The sequence below is a fragment of the Thalassospira sp. UBA848 genome (assembly GCF_002295455.1).
GTDB lineage: Bacteria > Pseudomonadota > Alphaproteobacteria > Rhodospirillales > Thalassospiraceae > Thalassospira.
Genome location: NZ_DBGS01000104.1, coordinates 1 through 2874 on the forward strand (window position 1 = coordinate 1; position 2874 = coordinate 2874).

General features: G+C 56.5%; 3 protein-coding genes and 1 pseudogene. All 4 read left to right on the forward strand.

Annotation, left to right across the window (positions count from 1 at the left end):
• Positions 1–820 (forward strand): annotated as a pseudogene (locus B2R48_RS14485) (signal recognition particle protein); the annotation flags it as partial.
• A gap of 149 nt (positions 821–969) precedes the next feature.
• Positions 970–1380 (forward strand): 30S ribosomal protein S16, encoded by a 411-nt coding sequence (gene rpsP / locus B2R48_RS14490; RefSeq protein ID WP_062955951.1) that lies wholly within the window; start codon positions 970–972, stop codon positions 1378–1380.
• 47 nt (positions 1381–1427) lie between these two features.
• Positions 1428–2102 carry a ribosome maturation factor RimM gene (gene rimM, locus B2R48_RS14495; RefSeq protein WP_062955952.1) on the forward strand — a complete coding sequence of 225 codons (675 nt, stop codon included), beginning with the start codon at positions 1428–1430 and terminating at the stop codon, positions 2100–2102.
• Positions 2103–2105: 3 nt separating this feature from the next.
• Positions 2106–2822: a tRNA (guanosine(37)-N1)-methyltransferase TrmD gene (gene trmD, locus B2R48_RS14500; RefSeq protein ID WP_062955953.1), complete on the forward strand. Its 717-nt coding sequence runs from the start codon at positions 2106–2108 to the stop codon at positions 2820–2822.
• Positions 2823–2874: the final 52 nt, after the last annotated feature.

The following is a 2874-nucleotide window of genomic DNA, read 5'->3' on the forward strand; positions in this document are numbered from 1 at the left end:
GACCGGTCAGGACTCGGTCAACGTGGCCAAGGAATTTGCCGAAAAGGTCGGCATCACCGGTATCGTTCTGACCCGTGTTGACGGTGATGCGCGCGGTGGTGCAGCCCTTTCGATGCGTCAGATTACCGGCTGCCCGATCAAGATGATCGGTATCGGCGAAAAAATCGACGAGATGGAAGCCTTCCATCCCGATCGTATCGCCAACCGAATTCTTGGCATGGGCGATGTTGTCAGCCTGGTTGAAAAGGCTGCGGAAAACATCAAGGCCGAAGACGCCGAGAAAATGGCCAAGAAGCTGCGTAAAGGTCAGTTTGACCTGAACGATCTTCTGGCACAGCTCAAACAGCTTCAGAAAATGGGTGACCTTTCCGGCATCATGGGGATGCTGCCGGGCATGGGCGCGCTGAAAAAACAGATGTCGCAGACCAAGCTTGATCCCAAACTTCTGACCCACCAGGAAGCAATCATCCTGTCGATGACGCCGAAAGAACGTGAAAACCCGGCCATCATCAAGGCATCACGCAAAAAGCGCATTGCCGCAGGCTGTGGCCTCACCGTTCAGGAGGTCAACAAGCTTCTGAAGCAATATCAGACCATGTCCACCATGATTAAAAAGATGGGCAAGCAGGGCAAGAAAGGGATGTTTGGCGGTATGCCGAAAATGGATCCCTCGATGCTTGAGGGCGGCGAAATGCAGGATCTCAATAACCTGCCAAAAGGATTGACCGGTGGCGGGGGCGGTTTGCCGCCCGGGTTGCCGGGATTGGGAGGCGGCGGTGGCCTGCCTCCGGGATTCCCGGGGTTCGGCAAAAAGAAATAGCCAAGCCCCCGGTTCTAGAATGAGTTCTTGATGAATTCCTCTTACGAACCAAAACCGGCCCATAAAGCCGGATCAAAGACCAAGTGAATAGGCCCCTCGGGGTCATGATTTAGAAGACTACAAACCCAAGCTGAAAGGAACTTATCCGAATGGCTGTCAAGATTCGTCTTTCCCGTGGCGGTGCCAAAAAACGTCCGTACTACCGTATCGTAGTTGCTGACGTTCGTTCGCCGCGTGACGGCAGCTTCATCGAGCGTGTCGGTACCTATGACCCGATGCTCCCGAAGGATGCTGACAACCGCGTGACCTTCAAAGAAGAGCGCATCAAATATTGGCTGTCTGTTGGCGCACAGCCGACCGAACGTGTTGCACGTTTCCTGGGCAAAGCTGGCCTGGCAGAAGCGTTCAAACCGACCGAACAGCCGCAGAAGTCTGCTCCGAAAGCGAAAGCTCAGGAACGTCTTCGCGAGAAAGCTGAGAAAGCCGAAGCTGCTGCTGCCGCTGCTGCGGAAGCCGCTGCCGAAGCAGCAGCACCTGCTGAAGAAGCTGCAGGCGAGTAATCGCTGAACGCACGCTTTGATCAGATACCGGAAACTTGTGAACCGAAATGGCTGATACCCGCAAATCCAAAAACGACGAAGCTTATGTCTGCGTCGGCATGATCACCGCCCCGCACGGGGTGCGTGGTGCCGTGCGCGTCAAAAGCTATACCGTCGATCCGGATAACCTTGTCGGTTACGGCCCGTTGTTCGACGCCAAGGGACGCGTGAAATACAAGCTGTCTCCTGTCGGACATGTCCGCGACCAGCTGATCGCCAAGATCGAAGGCGTGGACGACCGGGACGCTGCCGAACGGCTGCGGGGCACCAAGCTGCATGTACCGCGTGCTGCACTGCCTGACACGGTTGAAGAAGATGAATTTTACCTTGCTGACCTTGTCGGTCTGAAAGCGCACCATATTGATGGTTCGATTTTCGGCACCGTACGGGGTGTGGCCGATTTTGGCGCCGGCGACGTGATCGAAGTCGCGCTTGAAGAAGCCAAGAACAAGGTTGTGGTTCTCCCCTTCACCAAGGAAGTCGTGCCCGAGGTCATTCTTTCGGAACGCAAGATGGTGGTAAATCCGCCCGAGGGGCTACTGCAGGATGAGGACGGACCCGGCAATCGCAGCCGACGTCCGAACAAATCCCGCAAGGACTCTCAGGCCGACCGCGATTCTGATGCCGTTACTGCCGATGCAGTAGGCGCGGAAAACGCGACCGGCAGCGGGAAGGAGGCCTGATCGATGTCTGTGTGGCAGGCAAAAGTTGCAACCCTGTTCCCGGAAATGTTTCCGGGTGTGCTGGGTCAGTCTCTGGCTGGCAAGGCGCTTGAAAACGGGATCTGGTCGCTTGATGTCAAAGACATCCGCGATCATGCAACCGACCGCCACCGCACTGTAGACGACAATCCCTTTGGGGGCGGGGCCGGCATGGTCATGCGCCCGGATATTGTCGACGCCGCCCTGCGTGAATTGCGTGCAGATGCACCGCAATTGCCGCTGATTTATCTCAGCCCGCGGGGAAAAGTGCTGAACCAGAAACGCTGCCGCGAATTGGCAGCAGGCCCGGGTGCCATCCTGCTTTGCGGTCGTTACGAAGGTATCGACCAACGGGTTCTGGATGAACATCAGGCCGAGGAAATCAGCATCGGTGATTACATCCTCATGGGCGGCGAACTGCCGGCCATGGTCCTGATTGAATCGTGCATTCGCCTCATCGAGGGAACGGTCAACAAGACCGAGTCTGTCGACGAGGAAAGCTTTGAAACCGGGTTGCTTGAATATCCGCATTACACGCGCCCGGCCAATTGGAACGGGCGTGACGTGCCGGAGATCTTGCTTTCCGGACATCATGCCAAGGTACAAGCCTGGCGGCATGCTCAGGCAGAAGAAATTACCCGCGCGCGACGCCCGGACCTTTGGGACCGGTACGTGGCAAACGGGAACATCAAAGAGGGTTAAACCATGACCAACATCATCCAGCAGCTCGAGAAAGAGCAGCTCGACAAAATCG